The sequence below is a fragment of the Marinobacter sp. UBA2688 genome, from assembly GCF_002352785.1.
In the GTDB taxonomy this organism is placed as follows: Bacteria; Pseudomonadota; Gammaproteobacteria; order Pseudomonadales; family Oleiphilaceae; genus Marinobacter; species Marinobacter salarius.
The window spans coordinates 1-17,476 of the sequence record NZ_DELU01000013.1 but is presented as its reverse complement, the minus strand read 5'-3'; the positions used below and the strand labels follow the sequence as shown (position 1 = coordinate 17,476).

The 17,476-nt window shown below is 57.3% G+C and carries 13 protein-coding genes; 3 read left to right on the top strand and 10 right to left on the bottom strand.

The genetic code is table 11. From position 1 onward, the window contains the following. Window positions 1-4 precede the first annotated feature (4 nt). From B3M52_RS07425 to B3M52_RS07410, 4 genes are all read right to left on the bottom strand, one after another. Window positions 5-382: a hypothetical protein gene (locus tag B3M52_RS07425; RefSeq protein ID WP_036206097.1), complete on the bottom strand. Its 378-nt coding sequence runs from the start codon at window positions 380-382 to the stop codon at window positions 5-7. Beyond that, window positions 354-1,760, bottom strand: a complete 1,407-nt coding sequence (locus B3M52_RS07420) for a hypothetical protein (RefSeq protein ID WP_075194512.1) — start codon at window positions 1,758-1,760, stop codon at window positions 354-356. The genes B3M52_RS07425 and B3M52_RS07420 overlap by 29 nt, the downstream gene beginning before the upstream one ends. A 54-nt stretch (window positions 1,761-1,814) precedes the next feature. Next, window positions 1,815-3,221, bottom strand: a complete 1,407-nt coding sequence (locus B3M52_RS07415) for a mannose-1-phosphate guanylyltransferase/mannose-6-phosphate isomerase (protein WP_075194511.1) — start codon at window positions 3,219-3,221, stop codon at window positions 1,815-1,817. Between the two features lie 120 nt (window positions 3,222-3,341). After that, complete coding sequence (locus B3M52_RS07410; protein WP_075194510.1) at window positions 3,342-3,782, bottom strand: VOC family protein; 441 nt, start codon at window positions 3,780-3,782, stop codon at window positions 3,342-3,344. 77 nt (window positions 3,783-3,859) lie between these two features. On the opposite strand from B3M52_RS07410, the gene B3M52_RS07405 reads away from it, so the two are divergent. After that, window positions 3,860-4,804, top strand: a complete 945-nt coding sequence (locus B3M52_RS07405) for a DUF1853 family protein (protein ID WP_075194509.1) — start codon at window positions 3,860-3,862, stop codon at window positions 4,802-4,804. Window positions 4,805-4,815: 11 nt separating this feature from the next. On the opposite strand, the gene B3M52_RS07400 is transcribed toward B3M52_RS07405, so the two are convergent. Beyond that, window positions 4,816-5,877, bottom strand: a complete 1,062-nt coding sequence (locus B3M52_RS07400) for a GGDEF domain-containing protein (RefSeq protein ID WP_256713503.1) — start codon at window positions 5,875-5,877, stop codon at window positions 4,816-4,818. Window positions 5,878-6,069: 192 nt separating this feature from the next. On the opposite strand from B3M52_RS07400, the gene B3M52_RS07395 reads away from it, so the two are divergent. Together B3M52_RS07395 and B3M52_RS07390 are read left to right on the top strand one after the other, a co-directional pair. Then, window positions 6,070-7,947 (top strand): MFS transporter, encoded by a 1,878-nt coding sequence (locus tag B3M52_RS07395; RefSeq protein WP_075194508.1) that lies wholly within the window; start codon window positions 6,070-6,072, stop codon window positions 7,945-7,947. 141 nt (window positions 7,948-8,088) lie between these two features. Then, window positions 8,089-8,955, top strand: coding sequence for a substrate-binding periplasmic protein (locus B3M52_RS07390; RefSeq protein WP_075194507.1), 867 nt, complete (start codon window positions 8,089-8,091; stop codon window positions 8,953-8,955). A gap of 6 nt (window positions 8,956-8,961) precedes the next feature. Here the strand turns inward: B3M52_RS07390 and B3M52_RS07385 are convergent, their stop codons facing one another. The 5 genes from B3M52_RS07385 to B3M52_RS07365 all read right to left on the bottom strand — a co-directional run bounded on the left by B3M52_RS07385 (window position 8,962) and on the right by B3M52_RS07365 (window position 17,469). After that, window positions 8,962-9,345 (bottom strand): hypothetical protein, encoded by a 384-nt coding sequence (locus B3M52_RS07385; protein WP_075194506.1) that lies wholly within the window; start codon window positions 9,343-9,345, stop codon window positions 8,962-8,964. 172 nt (window positions 9,346-9,517) lie between these two features. After that, entirely contained in the window at window positions 9,518-9,814 is a 297-nt protein-coding gene (locus tag B3M52_RS07380) for a contact-dependent growth inhibition system immunity protein (protein WP_075194505.1), read from the bottom strand. Further along, window positions 9,811-14,613, bottom strand: coding sequence for an RNase A-like domain-containing protein (locus B3M52_RS07375; RefSeq protein WP_075194504.1), 4,803 nt, complete (start codon window positions 14,611-14,613; stop codon window positions 9,811-9,813). The genes B3M52_RS07380 and B3M52_RS07375 overlap by 4 nt, the downstream gene beginning before the upstream one ends. A gap of 14 nt (window positions 14,614-14,627) precedes the next feature. Beyond that, complete coding sequence (locus B3M52_RS07370; protein ID WP_075194503.1) at window positions 14,628-15,410, bottom strand: DUF4123 domain-containing protein; 783 nt, start codon at window positions 15,408-15,410, stop codon at window positions 14,628-14,630. Continuing rightward, window positions 15,403-17,469: a type VI secretion system Vgr family protein gene (locus tag B3M52_RS07365; protein WP_286749393.1), complete on the bottom strand. Its 2,067-nt coding sequence runs from the start codon at window positions 17,467-17,469 to the stop codon at window positions 15,403-15,405. Before B3M52_RS07365 ends, B3M52_RS07370 begins: the two co-directional genes overlap by 8 nt. Window positions 17,470-17,476: the final 7 nt, after the last annotated feature.

Sequence of the window (17,476 nt, the reverse complement as noted above, 5' to 3'; positions counted from 1 at the left end):
AAACTCAGTTCCAGACCGCCAGTTGCTCTCCGCGCTGATCCAGCCGCCACCATTTCTCATCCTCCACGGGCTCCCCTTCTTTCCAGTCACCGGGGCTGCAGCGAATCTCGGTATCCATGGCGCGCCAGGCACTCCGGGCGCAATCGAGGTCGGACACCCAGGGCAGATCCTCACCCTCCAGGATCACAGAGGTGTATCGCTTGCCACCTGCACCGGGGTACAGATTAATGCGGACTCTATGCGCCCGATAATGAGCTGATCCTTTCACCGCCCTGTCACCCAGCGCGTCATCCCTGAGCTCAATGTCGTCCAGATGACTGGCAAGCCAGCTCGATACCGCTGACGACTCCAAGTCACGAATGTAGATTTCGAGATCCCGCACCTTCTGTTTCTCCTGCCGGTTGATCACAATGGACCACATAGTGAACCGGCCCGGGGCGGGCTGCAACCCAGCGTTCGAGTTCATGGCGAAGGTCATCCATTTTCAGGGTCCTGAGCGTACCCTCTGCTTTTCGCTCATGCCACGCCACCTCCGCCGCCGCACGCTCAACGGCCAGGCTTTCAAGGGATCGCTCCAGTGCCTCTGTCGGTTGTTGCCTGGCCATTGCCACCAGTGACTGTCGCCGCAGCGTATCGGTCCTGCCAGCGAGCGCCATACCCTCAATAGGGCCTCGTTCGGCAAACAGGTTCAATCGGGCGGCTGCGCGCTCCACCCACTGGATCATACCGCCAGGAGACCCGACCAGCCGACTCCGGCTTGAGGCGGCATAGCGGATAAGCGCCTGGGACAACTCTATGTTCCAGCGCTTTTCAATCGCTGGTTGATGAGCCGTCAGGATGGCAACCTTCTGGCCAGTACTCGTGCCGGGCATGTCAAAGATATCGAAATCCCGCCCCAGGCAACGCTCCAATTGCCCAACGGCAGCCTCTGCTTCCGGTGAGTCTGGCCCCAGCATGACCACGGGGCCCGGATATCCGGTAACCAGACTGCGGGCCACGCTGAGCTCGGGCGCCATCATTGCAGCCAGGTCCACCGGAGAAACGTTATCCAGAACCAGCGCGGGATAATCCTTGCAGTGGATGCCTTTGGACGGAATGGCGGGATTCTCGCTGGCCATGATTTCCGCCTCATTGCGAAGGTCCAACCTTATAAAACCACAATACAGGAACGGCAATAGTGCCTGTAGCCAACTGGTTTTACCGGTACCCCTTGCCCCTCTCACCCACACCAGCGCTCTTGGAACCGAGACCAGGGTAATCGATACATCTTCCGCCAGCTCCAGCCAGTCCAGGTCGGTAATCACAACGGGCGTATCGCCTTTGTCGGAGGTTTCGGCGACTTGCTGCTGTTCGTCCGCAGCGGGCCACCGGTCGACCAGTTCCAACACCGCAACGTAGGCTTTCTCCTGCAGGCGTTCGGCGTTACGAGTCAGCACCGACAACAGGATGGGCCAGTCCAGCCAGGGGGCATTGCTCAGTTCGCGGGCAGAAGAAAACCAGTACATGAGCTGTGAGGACAACTGGCCCTCTCCGCCCACTTCGGTCACGATGGGTTGCTCACATTGGATAGTGCGGGTCAGTTCGTCAAGATCAACACTGCGGCTGCGCAGGAATCCGCAGATGGCAGGTTCACCATCCAGCAGCGCCAACAGGAAATCCTCAACGGTGATGGCATAACCACCTCGCTGGGCAACGCTGTCACGTGCCCGTTGCAGTGCGGTTTGACAGAGGGGGCTCAGGCATCCTTGCCAGTCTTCCATTCACTTCTCCTTGTGTTGTCGGGCATCATCCTGATGCCGTTTCATGTAGATCAATCAGACCCGGTTGTAGGTGTCCTCGAAACGCACAATGTCGTCTTCACCCAGGTAGCTACCCGTCTGCACTTCAATCAGTTCCAGGGGAATAACGCCAGGGTTGGTCAGCCGGTGGGTCACACCCAACGGAATGTAGGTGGACTGGTCCTCGGTCAGCAACAACACATCGTCGCCGCGGTTGACCGTGGCCGTTCCCTTCACCACCACCCAGTGCTCGGCACGATGATGATGTTTCTGCAGCGACAGCGACGCGCCCGGCTTAACCGTAATGCGCTTGACCTGGAAACGTTCCCCCATGGCGATACCTTCATAGGTACCCCAGGGGCGGTGGACCTTCTTATGGAAGCGGTGTTCATGGCGGCCCTGAGCCTTGACCTGGGCAACCAGCTTCTTCACATCCTGAACCCGACCACGATCGGCCACCAATACCACATCATCCGTTTCAACGATAACGTGATCCGTAATACCCAGCGCCGCAATCAGACGGCCCTCTGAGTGAATGTAGGAGCCGGAAACGTCTTCGGTAATCACATCTCCCCGGCACACGTTGTTGTTCTCATCGTGGGGCTGGATATCCCAAAGCGCGGACCAGGAGCCTACATCCGACCACCCGGCATCCAGGGGCACCACCACCGCATCGTGAGTCTTTTCCATCACCGCATAGTCGATGGAATCATCCGGGCAAGCCCTGAAGTTCTCGGCACCCACGCGAGTGAAATCCATGTCAGCGTTGCGCTCCTTCCAGGCAGCTCGGCAGGCTTTCATCATCTCGGGCTGCTGGCTTTCCAGTTCTTCAAGGTAGCGATCAGCGCGAAACAGGAACATGCCGCTGTTCCAGAAATAATCACCCTCTTTCAGATACTGGCGGGCGGTGTCTTCGTCCGGTTTTTCCACAAAGGCCGCTACATCGTTGTACCCTTCGTGGGCCGCGCCGGCCTTGATGTAGCCGTAGCCTGTGTGAGGCGCGCTGGGCACAATACCGAAGGTAACCAGTTTGCCGGAACGGGCGGCTTCAGCGCCCTGACTCACCGCCTGGCGGAATACATCCTGATTCTTCAATACGTGGTCAGAAGGCATCACCAGAAGCAGCTCTTCCGGGTTTTCTTCAGCAGCCGCGAGGGCCGCGAGGGCAATGGCCGGGGCCGTATTGCGACCGACCGGCTCGAGGATGATCCCGGCGGTACGCTCCGGTGCCTGAGCCTGCAAATGGGCCGCGACCACAAACCGGTGCTCTTCATTGGTGATGGCCAACACCCGGGCTTTGTCATCCAGTGCCAGGCCACGATCGATCGTTTCCGCCAGCAGGGAATCGTCAGACACCACAGGCAGAAACTGCTTGGGATAGGCTTCACGGGACAACGGCCAGAGACGGGTGCCGGAACCACCAGAAAGAATCACTGCGAGCATGGGTCGTCCTTGTCTTGAATTTTCGCGAATTTTACCCCAAAAACCGCCAACCTGTCCTGCCAGTGGCGATTAAACCGGTTCTAACGTGCAAACCTTCACACCTTCGTACCAGGCGCCGGCTTACCAGGTGCCGGTGTTTTCCATACTGGCCCAGGGTTCCTTCGCTGGTAGCGACTCCCCCTTCTGGAGCAGTTCAATGGAAATGCCGTCCGGCGACCGGATAAACGCCATACGCCCGTCACGCGGGGGACGATTGATGGTAACGCCGTTGGCCTGAAGGTGACTACACAATGCATAGATGTCGTCCACCCGATACGCCAGATGCCCGAAATTGCGACCACCAGTATATTCTTCCGGGTCCCAGTTATAGGTGAGTTCTATCATTGGAGCCCGCTCTTCCCTCGCCCGCGCCTCATCCTCGGCAGCCGCAAGGAAAACCAACGTAAAGCGCCCCTTTTCACTGCTCTTGCGACTGATTTCCACCATACCCAGTAGCTCGCAGAAAAAGTGCAGGGTTTTTTCCAGGTTGCTGACCCGGATCATTGTGTGAAGGTACTGCATATCGCCTCTCCTGATGCGTTGCCCCGAGGCCTATGACGGGGACTGATCAAATCAATGGTTTAGGGTATCCTGCCAGAATGAACCGACGCCCTGAAACCACAGCCCATCTCCAATACCGAGTTCCAGCCGTGCGCCACTTGGCGTGGATGTGTCATGCTCCCCAGCTTATCAGTTCTCCCATGGGTTTTGCCCCGGAAACTTACCTGCCGGATGATGCTGAAGAGCGCCTGAAGGTATGGGACAGTGCGCCCGAACTTGGCCCGGAGGTACTCACGGAACCACCGGCGCGACGGCTTGGGCACTATTTCGAGCGCCTGTACGAATGCCTGATGCAGGACCTCCTGGGCTGGGAGGTTATGCTCAAGAACCAGCCGGTCCGCAGCAACGGCATTACACTGGGCGAACTCGATTTCCTGGTCCGCAACCCTGCCGATAACGTGGTCGAACACCACGAAATTGCCGTGAAGTTTTACCTCGGCCATCAGGATGACGGTCAGGCGAGGCCACTCTGGTACGGGCCTAATACTCGGGACCGTCTGGATCTCAAAACCCAACGTCTGACCGACCACCAGAGCCAACTCACAGCAAGACCCGAGACCCGCAACCTTCTGGCGTCCCTGGACATCCAAACACCCGTTCGTCCACGGATTTTCATGCCGGGGTATCTGTTCTATCCCCTGGATACGCCCCTATCGCCACCGGAGTGCATCCCGGTGGGACACCTGCGTGGTGACTGGCTCTATATCAGCGATCTGGACGAAATGAATGCGACGGGAAACGTAACGGCCGCCGACGGGAAACGATGGATTCCGCTGGTTAAACCTCACTGGCTCGGCCCCTGGCGCCAACAAGAGCCCCCCGATTCACAAAGCACCGAAGACGCATTGGCCGTCGTTCGATCGGCCGGTGTCCCCCGCCTGTTTGCAGTGCTGGAGCGGTCGCCAGAGGACGGCTACTGGAGTGAGACCTCCCGGGTGTTTGTGGTTCCGAGTACCTGGCCTGGAGTGCCTGATCAGCGCTGAACTGCCGTTGGCTATATCGTCTCCAGTTCCACACGATTCCTGCCGCCCTCCTTGCTGCGATAGAGTGCTCGATCCGCACGACTGATGGCGGAATTCAGATTGTCGCCCGGGCGCAACTCACTGGCGCCTGCACTGATGGTCAGATCGATGGATTCGCCGGTCGTCGCCAGCCAGTCATGGGCCAGAAGCGCCTTGCGCATACGCTCCGCACTGGCCTGGGCGCTATCCAGGCCAGTATCTGGAAGCACCGCGAGAAACTCCTCACCACCCCAGCGGGAGATCAAGTCCTGAGTACGCAACTGGGCCTTGATAAGGTTGGCGACTTCAATCAATACCCGATCACCAACCTCATGTCCGTGCCGGTCATTGATGGCCTTGAAGTGATCAATATCAAGCACCAGGAACGCAACCGGGCGCCCTGTCCTCTGGAAGCGCGCCAGTTCCTTTTCCGCAAGCTCGGTCATTTGGCGCCGGTTGAATAGGGCGGTCAAAGAATCGGTTGTCGCCATCCGCCGCAGTTTTCGGTTTGCCGTGGTCACCATGGTGAGGTAGAAAAACGACAGGTAACTGAACATGGCGAACACCACACTCAGGTTAAACAGATAAACCGCGAGCAAGGCGCCAGGGGCAATGGGCTGTAGCGGCTCGATAACCCACATCACCAGATAAAGAGTGATGTAATAGCTCCACAGCGCCACCAGAAAGATCACCGCCGTTCGCAACGCCATGCTAACGAACAGCGCCGGAATGAACATCAGCAGGAAATAGTGAAAGCCGCTCTCCCAGCCGATAAGCAAAACGCCCAACCCAGCGTGGATAATCACTTCCGCCCAGATCAAGCTCATGGCCAAGCCATTCTGCTTCCTGGCCAATGCCCGGTAGGCCACCACGTACATGGTGACGCTTACCACGTTCACCCACGCCAATATCGGTGAACCGAGAAGATGGAAAAGAAAGAAGAACGCCACATCAACCGTGGCGGCAATCTGGCAACAGCGCTTGGCCACCTGCCAGAATTGCGGACGACGCTCCCTGATGGGTTCCCTGGCAGACATGGGTTTGGGCCGACTCATAAACAGTGATTTCCAAAACGGTTATCTTCAGGTTACCCCGAAAATTACCAGCCTGCTCACCACAAACGTTAAATACTGAAAATCTTTGAAACACCCGTACGAAGTGTGAAGCTCATGCAACCAGAACCCTGTTTCAGTAACCGGTTTGTGGCAGAATATTCCCCATCAACAACGAGATGATGGATCACTATCATGGACGACCACAGCCAGTTTCGGCTGCTTTCAGAGCGACGCTTTCTGCCGTTCTTCCTGACCCAGTTCTCAGGCGCCTTTAACGACAACCTGTTCCGCAACATCCTGCTGTTGCTGATTACTTACACGGCTGGTGGCCTGATGGGCCTGCCCATTGATGTGGTGGTTAACATCGCGGCGTTGCTGTTTATCCTGCCCTTTTTCCTGTTTTCGGGTATCGCTGGCCAACTGGCGGACAAGTATGAAAAGTCCCGTGTGATTCGCTGGGTAAAACTCGCGGAGATCGCCATTATGGCGCTGGCCGCCGCCGGGCTCTGGGTCGGCTGGTACGAATCACTGCTGCTGTTGTTGTTCCTGATGGGCGTGCAATCCACCTTCTTCGGCCCGGTGAAGTACGCCATCCTGCCCCAGGTGCTTCGGGACGATGAGCTGGTGGGCGGAAACGCGCTGGTGGAAATGGGTACCTTCGTGGCTATTCTTGTGGGCACACTCGCCGCTGGCCTGCTTATGGGCAGCGACCAACCGGAGAAACTCGCAGCAATCGGGGTCCTCGCCCTGGCCGTCATCGGCTACCTGGCAGCGCGGCAAGTCCCGGTGACCGGCACCACCAATCCCGACATGACCATACGCCTGAACCCACTGCGGGAAACCTGGCATCTGATGCGCCTGGCCGCGGAAAATCACTCGGTGTTGCTGTGCATTATGGCCATTTCCTGGTTCTGGTTCCTCGGCGCCGCCTACCTCACCCAGTTCCCCAGCTTTGCCCAGACCGACCTTATGGGTGATGAAACTGTGGTCACCCTGCTGCTGGCCATCTTCACCATCGGCATTGCGTTAGGCTCTGTCGCCTGCGAACGGCTTTCCGGCCATCGGATAGAACTGGGTATTGTGCCCATTGGCTCCCTCGGCATCAGCCTGTTCGGGCTCGACCTCTACTTCAACATGCCCGCCAACCCGGTACCAACCGACTGGTGGATGATGATCAGCGACAGCCAGCACCGGCAAGTGGCCATCGACCTGCTGGGGATCGGCTTTTTTGGTGGCCTGTTTATCGTGCCCCTTTACGCGTTTGTGCAACGGGAAACCCCGGAGGAACGGCGCGCCCGTGTTATTGCGGCACTGAACGTGTTCAACGCCCTGTTCATGGTGGTCAGCGCCATCATGGGCGTAATGATGCTGGGCGTGATCGGCCTCAGCATCCCCGAGTTCTTCCTGGTACTGGCCATCATGAACCTGATTGTGGCGGGCTTTGTGTACCAGCAGGTGCCCGAATTCGCCCTTCGGTTTATTGTCTGGGTGCTTTCCCACACTATTTACCGGGTACACCACGAAGGCCTGAATCGCATTCCCGAGGAAGGACCGGCACTGCTGGTCAGCAACCACGTCACCTACATGGACGCCCTCGTGATTGCCGGCGCGATCAGGCGGCCTGTCCGATTCGTGATGGACTACCAGATCTTTAAAACGCCGGTACTCGGCGCGATTTTCAAGCTTGCCAAAACCATTCCCATTGGCTCCCGCAATCGGGTACCGGAGATCTACGACGCCGCCTTCGAGCGCATTGACGAAGAACTGGACGCCGGCCATGTCGTCTGCATCTTTCCCGAGGGCCGCCTGACCTCCGACGGTGAGGTAGCCACCTTCCGCGGCGGCGTGGATATTATCCTGGAGCGACGCCCGGTACCGGTGGTTCCCATGGCCCTGCGAGGCCTGTGGGGCAGCTTCTTCAGCCACTGCGGCGGGCCTGCGTTGAAACATCTTCCCAAGCGCTTCTGGTCGCGGATTGAACTCATTGCCGGTGAGCCGGTAACCGCGCAGGAGGCCAATGCGGAAATGCTGGAAGAAAAGGTCAAAGCCCTGAGGGGCAATCACCGCTAGGCATCCCCAAAACCGACTGGTTGTAATGATCTGAGCGACTGCTACTCTTTGACTATCATCAACTTTTAGTGCGACCGATCGATGGCGGTGTTGTGAACCACCCCCGCCATCCGGCCAGCACCTGCTTTGGTGGATGGACAGATGTTTAAGCAGGGATCGCCCAAATACGATCGACGACTCATTCGGTTGATCAGGCAGCTATTGAGTCACCTCTACACTACCCTTACCAGTGCGCTGATGGCCTGTGCCCTCGCCTTGCCGCTTCAAGCCAACGAAGCGGCTCCGACCATCAGGCTCACCAATGGGCACTGGCCTCCCTACATGGAAAACACACCACCTCATTACGGGGTCATTTCCCAAATCGTCACCCTAGCCTTCGCCAAGAAAGACATTCCCGTATCCTATGGCTTTTTCCCTTGGTCCCGCGCTCGCCTTCTGGCGGAAAAAGGCCGGTGGGACGGTTCAGTCGCCTGGACCTGCCGAAAGAAATTACTAAAGCATTTCCACTTCAGCGACCCTATCGTCGCCCATAACTACGCCCTGTTTCATCGCACCAGCATGGATTTCGACTGGGAAGACGTAAAAGACCTGGAGAGCTATCGCATAGGGCTGACCCAGGACTACAACTACGGCGAGGAATTCGAGGAAGCCGTCGCCGCCGGCACCATCAGTGCCGATGTCACCACCTCCGACGAATCCAACTTCCGCAAACTTGCGGCTGGCCGAATCGACCTGTTTCCAATGGAGCCCGCCGTGGGCATGGGCATGCTGAAAGAGCTCGGCCTCAGCGGCAAGATCACCTTCCACACCGCGCCGCTGCAATCGGATTACTTGTACCTGATCCTGTCCAAACAGGTGCCAGAAAGTGAACGGTATCTGGAGAAATTCAACGAAGGGCTCAGTGAATTGCGAGCGTCTGGCAGGCTGGAGGAGTTGATTACAACCTCACTGCCGGATTTGCCGGCTAGGTATCTGGTGGTGGAGGATGAGGTTCAGTGTGTGGAGTGAGGTCGACTACAATGCCTTTCCAGATTGGTCTATTGCGGGTGAAACTGAAGGACGCCGAGTTACGATTACACCAATCACCTTTTCCGGTATGCCCTCAAAATAAAGCTTGGCTGAATAGCCAGCTCCTTTGAAACCAATAAACTGAATGTTTTCACTTTCGGAAATACTAAGTTTCTCAATTGTTGATTCGAATCCCCAATTCTCAAATCCCGCATTCAGAACTGAATCGTAGTGTATTTTCATCTGCTCAGCCTCCTGCTTCGGCTCGACACTGACAGGAGCTGAATTCAAGAATCTAAAATCAGATGATAGTACTACCTCATTTAACAACGAACTATCCACTTCTTTGATATAAATGAACACAGCATTCTCTATGTCCGCCGCCATCATAAAAAATTACCTAATCGACATCTGTAAACCAAAGCCCCTACGCGGCCCAAAAATGGCTTCCAGTTGCCAATCCAACTGGCAAGATGCAGGAGTCGTATACGCTCACACTAGCAGGCATTCTCGGTGCATATCAGGTGACATACTTCCATTGCAGAACCGAATCCATCACCACTCACTTAATATCAAATGAAACTAGCAAAAACTCCAACCACTCTCTACTGCTATATCCATCGAACTCATATTCATACTCATTTCCCAGTGCAAAAAGCTTATCTTTATATTCCTCCTCTGACATATCTTTATTTAGTACCTCTTCTATAGCTTCTTTAGCAGAAACAATTTTCCGACGCGACTCATTCTTCAAGATATACTCTATCGCCTCTTTCTCAGAGGAAAATTCATCCATCCAATCTTGATGAAAATAGCCGCCTAGTATCTGCTCAAGATCTTCAAATCCAAGCTCACTCATAATGTGGGGAACCCTGTAACGATTCTGTAACCTATAGACATTTTCGGATCACGCTCCAATACGACCCTTACATTACTAGCAATGCCAGCAGCCGCGTCGCCTCGTCTCACTGAAATACCGACAGTCTCTTCCAGCGAATGATTAATAACAAGCCGTCGTTCATCACCACTAAGAAATCTTTCGATGCCGCTGTCATTTACCTCTAGCGCCTGACTAACTGCTCTTTCTGCAGCAGGACGATCCAGAAAAGACGATGCACCGCTGATTCGTCTATTTTGCTCTACTCTTGACAACAACTGTTGCTCTGATTGCCCAACATGCCGCTCCAATAGATGACCGCCAGCCTTTTCATGGCTCATGAGTCCACCACCAGGAACAATCGGGCTGTAACTCCCATGTACTCCTGGACAATCCCCTTTTACCGAGGTTAACCCCAATGGATCCACCCACCCCGTAGGATTCGGAACATATTGGTAGTTATTCAATCCGCCCGCAAGCCCAATCGGGTCCGGGGTCAGGAAGCGCCCGGTGCTGGGGTTGTAGTACCGGTGGCGGTTGTAATGCAGGCCGGTTTCCGGGTCGTGGTACTGGCCCTGGAAGCGGATCGGGTTGTCGATTTCGTTGACCAGAGCGCGGACGACGTTGCCGTAGGCGCGGTAAGTCACCGACCAGACGAGGCCACCCTCGGCGTTGGTAATCTCCTGGGGGGTGCCCAGGTGGTCCAGGTGGTAATAGTAAATGCTGGCCTGTTCGGGGCCGCAGCCGTCTACCAGCGCCAGGGGTTTGAAGGTATCTGGCTCGTAGATGTAGGTGCGGTACTGGTCGCCGGTTTCCTCGGCGATCAGGCGGTCGCCCTGCCAGAGGAATTCGGTCCGGGTCAGGCCGTTGGTTTTGGCGATGCGGCGGCCGAAGGCGTCGTATTCGTAGTGCCAGGTGCTGCCATCCGGTTTGGTGACGCTGCTCAGGCGATGTTCGCAGTCGTAGGTGTACCGGGTAACCAGTTTCTGGTCCCTACCACGGCGTTCTTCAGTTAGGTTGCCGAATTCGTCGTATTCGTAGTGGCAGTCACCGTGCATGGTGAGCCGGTTGCCGCGTACGTTGGCGGTGTTTCCACTGGCCGGGCTTTGGCTTTGTTCCAGCAGGTTGCCGGCTGGGTCGTGGATCAGTTGTTCGTAGAGGTCGCCTCGCACGCCAACCAGCCTGTCCATGGGATCGTAAACGTATTCCCGCAGGCCTTTGCGGCTGTCCTGGATGGCTTTTAGGTTGCCGTTTGGATCGTACTGGTAATCCCGCTGCGCAGCGATGTCCTTGATGCGGCCCTGGTGCACCCGGTGCTGGGTCAGACGGCCTTTTTCGTCGTAGACATAGGCACTCAACAGGTCGCCCTGTTGGCGTTCGATTTCCTCGCCGGTGGAAGCCATGCGATGGCGGGTTAGTGGTTTTCCGTTGAGGTCGATGCCAGACAGAAGGCCAGCTTTATCATGCTGGTAGGTCAGCGACTGACCGTCCGGGAGCACCATGCCGCGCAAACGGTCCATCTCGTCGTATTGGTAACGAAGGGTCGCCCAACCCTGGTGCTCCGTTTTCAGTAGGCCGAATTCATCGTACTCAAAGGCCAATGGCCAGCGCCCGTCATCCACAGCGGTCAGCTTACCGTCGGCGTTATAGCCGTACTGGATTTCACGGCCGTCTGGCAGCACTTTTTTCAGTAGTTGACCGAGCTCATCCCGCTCGTAGGCCGTGGTCTGCAGTACGTCTGTGGACGTGCCGTACTCAGCTTTTTCGATCAGGTGACCGTTCAGGTCGTACTGGTAAGCCGTCCTGTGACCGTCGAAAGCCGTTTCCTGTTTGACCAGACCATTCGGGTAATAGTCGATGCGATACTCTTCACCACGTTCGTTCTCGATGTGGGTGAGCAGGAAACGGTGGTGATCATACCGGTAGCGCAATTCGCTGCCGTCCGGGTTAATGCGTCGGGTCAGCAGGTGGAGGTTGTTGCCGTATTCGTAGCAGGTTTCCCGGCCCTTCTCGTCAACAAAACGCGTTACTTTGTTGTAGTGGTTGTAGTGGTACTGTCGGCGCCGGTTGCCAGAGAGAATTTCGTCCGTCACCCGCCCCAGGCCATCGTATTGATAACGGGTAATGGCGCCACGGGCGTCTTTCTTGGCCAATAACTGGCCAAATTCATCGTACCGGTATTGGTAGAAAGCACCGGTGGGGGTGGTTTCCTCGATCAGTTGGCCGTGGTTGTTCCAGCCCCATTTGTGGGTTCGGCCATCGGGCAGGTTTACCTGTGTTAGCTGGCCCTCGGGGTTGTAGCTGTAGCGGGTAACCCGTCCCTTTGGATCGGTTTCGCGGGCAAGGTCACCGTGCTGGGTATAATCGAACGCCCAGGTCTGGCCGCTGCGGTGGATTTCCGCGATCCGCCCTTTGCGATAGGTGAAGAGAACAGGCTGGCCGTCGGGGCCGGTTTTACCCTGCAGGCGTCCGTTGCTGTCGTATTGGTACTCGGTGCGGGCGCCCATGGGGTCAACGGTGGCCTGCAGGCGGCCTTTTTCATCGTACTCGCTGATGTGTTTGGCACCGTCCGGGTCGATCTTTTCCTGCAGTTGCGCTGCACCGTCGTATCGCCAAATCTCCTTGCTCCCGTCGACGTAGCTGACGGTGCAGCTGTGGTTATCGTCGTCCCACTCAAACCGGGTATCAATCTGGGCACTGTCGCCCCATTGGTGAATGCAACGCCCTTTGGGCGAGGCTTCGTCCCATTCCAGATAGAAGCTGTATCCGCCAGCAAGCTGACGGCTGGTCAGCATGTGGTTGTCATAACCGTAGCGTTCGATACCACCGATCGCATCTTCAGCCGCGATCAGGTCATCACCGTCATCGTAGCTGTATCGGCGCTCGGTCCTCAGCGCCTGCCACTGGTAACCGGTGTCGGTCAGCTTACGTCGCAGGCGGTTGACCGCTTTGAGATAAGGGCCGTCAAATTCGAATGCGAGGGCGTCTCCAGCATCACTGACCACTCGCTCCAATTGGCCGTGGAGGTCATAGCCAACCTGCAGTTTGTTGCCGTATCGATCGGAAATCTGCACCAGCACACCACGATCCCCCTCCCGGCGGAAGTGGTAGCGTGGTGCTTTCTCCCCGGCGCAGGCAACAATCTGCTCGCCGTCTTTCCAGGCGGCCATGCCGGTCTGAGAGTTGGTGCCAAAGGGGGTGCTATCCAGCTCAGGAAGACGGGTATTCTTACCTTCGTGGTCATGCCAGGTGATGCTGTTGCCGTCAAAGCTCAGGCCATGGTTCAGGCTATGGCGCCAGCCGTAACCCATATCCAGGCGCCGATCACTGCTGCCGGAGCGATACACCCGCTTGAATTCAAAGGGCAACGGGCCGCTGAGGCGCGCATCCGTCAGCTCAAGCACCTCTTCACCAGTAACCGTGCTGATCGGGTCTTCCACGCTTTCCGTGGATTCATTGTCCTGCGTGACCCGGCCCTGATCGGTTTCAGAGGGTGATGGATCATCCCGGACCGGAGCCTTGCTGGCCTCACTGGCGGCAGCATGATCACGGCCTCCAGCCTGCAAGTTCACAACCTCGTCATCGTCAGCAATCTGCTGATACATCGCATTGCGGTTTCGAACGTCCGGACCGGGCTGGGTGCTGGACGGGTTCAGGCGGCTACCGCCGGCCACCTGGATGGCGCGGTGATTGGTACCGATATCCTCCATGAAATCCTGGAACTCCCTGGCGAACTGGCCAAGAAATTCCCCGAGAATATTTTTGTTGGTGCGTGCGCCATCCGCCACGTTCATCGCACCAGCAACCGCTTTGCTGCCAATACGAACACCATACTTGGCTGCCAGGCCGGCACCTCCGGTGATGATCAGCCCAACCACTACGTCGAACAGGATCTGCCCAACCAGCTCGCCCGAGACTTCAGCTACCTGAGTGGGTGACAGAAGCCTGAAATACTGACGGACGGTGTACATCACCAGGAACAGGAAGATCTCGTCGTTAGCCACAAGGCACGCCTTGAGATAGGCATCGTCGGCTTTTTTCAGCGTCTCCATCTGTTCCTGAAGATCGTCTGGCAGGTTGCTGAAGTCGTAATCCAACAAGCCGCAGATTACGTCGTAGATACGACGGATATCATCCAACACGGCGGTAAAGCCATCCGCGATGCCTTCCTGAAGACGGCCGTAAACGGCCAGCGACTGTTCCGTGGAGCTCATTGACAGATAACTGTCCCATTCCTGGCGGGCGCCGTTGTTCCAGGTGCTTTCCAGCAGAGCGCAGCAACGGTCTACGAAGCTCTCGTAGGTTTGATAGAGCGCATCCATCTCCGCCTGGGAGACATCGGGAGACATCACCACCCGGTATTCCTTTCCGGGAGTGACCGGCACTTCCGCAAGGCCATTTTCATCCGTGGTGCCGCTGTGAATCGCGTCCCAGCTATCGAATATCCATCCGGTATTTTCCTGAATCTGGAAACGCGTGGACGGTATCGGGGTCTTGCTCACGTTCTCATGGAAGTGGGCAATCTTGATTTTTCGGGTTTCCTCGCAAGGCGCAACGGTGGACGAGACAATCTCGTTTTCACTGACGTCCTCACGGTTGTTCTCACCATTGACCTCCAGAACCTGCTCATGCCCCATGAAGATCGATGAGAACCAGCCGTCACGCCAGTCATCGTAGGAATTGGAAAGGGATTCCCGAAGCTCCCGGGTAATGGCATTGATATCCGGAAGTGCGCCGGATGTCTGTTCTGAAGCCTGAAGAGCCGTCCGTGACTCGATCATTGATTCATCCTCAATCAGTGTGCGCCCTGCAATGCCTCACGCATCAGAGCTTCGTGTATGGTTTGCACGTGTTCCGGAGACAGTTCGGTGATGGCGTCACCGCTGGTCAACCGCCGTAAATGACGTTCAACTTTCTGGCGGGCGATGGGCTCAGGATACCGAACCAGGGGCGTCTGCTTTTTCTTGCCAAGCGCCGAAACCGTATTGTCCACCAGCTGACCCCAGCACAGGGCTGCAATTTTCTTCAGAGCTTCGGCGGGCAGAACAAACCATGGAAACTCTTCTACAGGTTTGGCGGTATCCGGGGCACCCGGGTGCTCAATGACCTCGCCTCCAGGCAACACCACGGTTGCTATCGGCCCCATCAATTGGGCGCGGCATGTCTCATCAACGCTCTCCAGAATCGCGCCAAAATACCGTGCGTCCCAATAGCGAAAGAACACCTCTTGTCGGTCTGGCAGGAGAATCTTGGTCAGGCTGCGGATGTGGCTGAACACCTCCTCCAGCGTGGCGTTACTCACTAATCCCCAGCCCCAGTCGGCACTGTCGGATTCGTCGATCCAGCCCAGGAATGCGCTTGTTTCCGTTACCTGTGCCAGGAATGGCATGACTTCGTGCCACCCCGCGTATTGAGTGCCCTGAAACAGCGGAAGGGCGGTCAAGCCATCCATGGCGTAAAAATGACGAACAGGCTTCGAAGCACTGGTGCCACTCAGTACAAGATAGATGGCGCTTTCGGGCCCAGCCTGCTGACGAACATCGTCAAGACGTGTGCAAAAACCTTGCGATTCAGACATCACACACCCCATCTCGACACTTCACGCACTCTTCACAGAAAGGTGCATCCGACATCAGGTTGTTGAACTGTGGTGCGGTGAGGGGCACTTCGGGCAGCGCTGCTGGCTCAATGGCCTGATGGACCAGCCCCTCCAGGTTCTGGGGCATTTCCGCCATCACCACACCTTGCCCGGAACCACTGCCCGGTGCCCCACCAGAGTTGATCTTGATACCGGGCCCTGCCAGGGTCACGCCGCTCGGGTCCAGTTTCAGCAGGCTGCCGCCGGCGGAGATGGTGAGTTCTGCACCCGCGTCCAGCACCACTTTGGCGCCTGCCTTGTGGTGAACTTCGGTGCCCGCTTCACTTAGCGTGCCCTGGGCGGATTTCTGGTGGAAAGTGCCACCGATGTTCTGACTGCAGTCGCCGCCGACAGTCTGTCGCTTCTCACCGTCCACAGTGCAGTGGTCGCTGCCCTTGATATTGCTGAACTCGTTGTTGTCCACCGTTCGGTGGCTTTCGTTCTTAACCACCTCGGTGCGATTGTTCTCCGTCAACAGGTCCAGGTCTTTCTGGGCGTGGACGTAGATCTGTTCCTTGTCCGCTTCGTCTTCGAACCGCAGTTCGTTACTGCCCTCACCCTTGTGGGTCTGGGTCTTGAGGGTGGTTCTGGTCTTGTGTTCCGGCAGCGCGTACGGCGGCGTATTGGTGGCGTGGTAGGTTCTTCCGGTAATGATCGGCTGGTCCGGGTCGCCGTCCAGGAAGCTGACGATGACTTCGTTGCCGATTCTCGGCAGCGCCATGAAGCCATACTGGCCACCGGCCCAGCCCTGGCTGACTCTGAGCCAGGCGCTGCTGTGTTCGTCGTTTTTTGAGTACCTATCCCAAGGGAATCGCACTTTGACGCGTCCGTGTTCGTCGCAGTGGATCTCTTCGCCTTTGGGGCCGGTGACAAGGGCAATCTGGGGGCCGTCCATCAACGGGCGGTGTTCGACCTGTGGCCGCCAGGTGCGATCTGCGGGGATGGCGTTGAAGGCGTTGTGGTAGGTGGTGGCGCCGTTGTTGCCATCCTCTTCCAGGGCCTGGGGTTGTTCTCCGGTGTGGGTGATGCTGGTGAACAGCCATTCCCGGTTCAGGCGTGGGTTGTCGTGGTCGGTGAGTTCGACTTTGGCACCTACGGTGAAGTCGGGGCGGTTGCTCTGGCCATCGGCGATGGCGGCGTCGTTCCTGAGGGCATCGAGACGGCTTTCGGTAAAGGGCTGGCCGCTGGCATCCGCTTTGAAGCGGCCGGGGTAATCGTAGTGCTGGTAGTCTTCCCGCTGGCCGTCGAGTTTGTCGGCCTGGTGTTCGTGCATCAGGGCGTAGGCGGGATTCTTGAAGGTGTAGTCCTTCATGGCCACGGAGGCGGCTTTCACCCGTTCCCGGTAGCGGAACTGGAAGACGGTACTCTGGCGGGTGCTGCCGCCGGCCTTGGCGTTGTATGCCACCGGCTCGAGCCTGGGGGCGTCGCCGTGGTGGTCGGCGATGATGAGGGCGGGTTGGTCGTTGCCTTCCACATCGCCGTGGTAATAACGGTAGTGCCAGCCTTCTTCGGCGGCCAGCCGTTCGACAAAGGCCAGGTCGCTTTCCCGGTGCTGGACGCAGTATTCCCGTTCTTCGGGGGTGCGTTTCAAATCAAACACGGTATCGATAAGGCCCCGCTCTTCCAGCAGGGTGCGCACGATGGCGTCGGTGGCCTGGGTCTGGAAGATGCGGCTGTTGTGCATCAGGTCGAGGCGCCACAGGGGTGGCTGAACGATGACGTCGTAACGGGTGCGGCGGTGGCCGGAATCACCCCGGACAAATTCGTTGATCACGCCGGTAAAGCGCCGCAGCGGAACGCCATCCTGCCACATCACCAGTTCCACGGGCTGTTCCAGCACGTCTTCGGGGGCGATGTCGGGGGAGGTACTGGCCAGTTCCAGCTTGCAGTAGCAAAGCCTGGAAAGGTACTCGGTCAGCTCGAAACGGGCGACCACGAACAGGTCTTTGGGGAGTTGGCCAAGGGTGGCCGTGAACTGCAGTCCGGTTGCCTGGGGCATGTCTTCG

Bases quoted from the DNA above. Each gene is read 5' to 3' on its own strand.
- B3M52_RS07420 (WP_075194512.1), bottom strand. From the start codon at position 1,760: ATGGAAGACTGGCAAGGATGCCTGAGCCCCCTCTGTCAAACCGCACTG.
- B3M52_RS07415 (WP_075194511.1), bottom strand. From the start codon at position 3,221: ATGCTCGCAGTGATTCTTTCTGGTGGTTCCGGCACCCGTCTCTGGCCG.
- B3M52_RS07410 (WP_075194510.1), bottom strand. From the start codon at position 3,782: ATGCAGTACCTTCACACAATGATCCGGGTCAGCAACCTGGAAAAAACC.
- B3M52_RS07405 (WP_075194509.1), top strand. From the start codon at position 3,860: ATGAACCGACGCCCTGAAACCACAGCCCATCTCCAATACCGAGTTCCA.
- B3M52_RS07400 (WP_256713503.1), bottom strand. From the start codon at position 5,877: ATGAGTCGGCCCAAACCCATGTCTGCCAGGGAACCCATCAGGGAGCGT.
- B3M52_RS07395 (WP_075194508.1), top strand. From the start codon at position 6,070: ATGGACGACCACAGCCAGTTTCGGCTGCTTTCAGAGCGACGCTTTCTG.
- B3M52_RS07390 (WP_075194507.1), top strand. From the start codon at position 8,089: ATGTTTAAGCAGGGATCGCCCAAATACGATCGACGACTCATTCGGTTG.
- B3M52_RS07385 (WP_075194506.1), bottom strand. From the start codon at position 9,345: ATGATGGCGGCGGACATAGAGAATGCTGTGTTCATTTATATCAAAGAA.
- B3M52_RS07380 (WP_075194505.1), bottom strand. From the start codon at position 9,814: ATGAGTGAGCTTGGATTTGAAGATCTTGAGCAGATACTAGGCGGCTAT.
- B3M52_RS07375 (WP_075194504.1), bottom strand. From the start codon at position 14,613: ATGATCGAGTCACGGACGGCTCTTCAGGCTTCAGAACAGACATCCGGC.
- B3M52_RS07370 (WP_075194503.1), bottom strand. From the start codon at position 15,410: ATGTCTGAATCGCAAGGTTTTTGCACACGTCTTGACGATGTTCGTCAG.
- B3M52_RS07365 (WP_286749393.1), bottom strand. From the start codon at position 17,469: ATGCCCCAGGCAACCGGACTGCAGTTCACGGCCACCCTTGGCCAACTC.